This is a genomic window from Pseudomonas sp. 86_A (genome assembly GCF_017491705.1).
Taxonomy (GTDB): domain Bacteria; phylum Pseudomonadota; class Gammaproteobacteria; order Pseudomonadales; family Pseudomonadaceae; genus Aquipseudomonas; species Aquipseudomonas koreensis.
This window is the reverse complement of record NZ_JAFGYS010000235.1, coordinates 1-246: the sequence shown is the minus strand read 5'-3', so window position 1 is coordinate 246 and position 246 is coordinate 1. Positions and strand designations below refer to the sequence as shown.

The window sequence follows — 246 nt, the reverse complement described above, 5'->3', positions numbered from 1 at the left end:
CGAATGGCGTCGAGCATGCGGGCATTCCCCCGGATAGGCTGGCAGTGTGGCGAGTCTATCGGGGAGCGGCGACGGGGCTCTTGATTTGCATCAACGGCGGATTGGTAGTCACTGCTTTTGTGGCGAGCAGCACCGGCCATGTCCCGAGGCCGAAAGCGAGCATCAACAACGCGCTGTCCAGCGCATTGCCCTGACTCGCCGACCACAGCAGCGTGCTGTAAACCAGTCCGCACGGCAGCCAGCCCC

1 pseudogene is annotated in these 246 nt (G+C 63.8%); it reads right to left on the bottom strand.

Annotation, left to right across the window (positions count from 1 at the left end):
• Window positions 1-118: 118 nt before the first annotated feature.
• A pseudogene (locus tag J5M57_RS28815) lies at window positions 119-246 on the bottom strand (sulfite exporter TauE/SafE family protein); the annotation flags it as partial.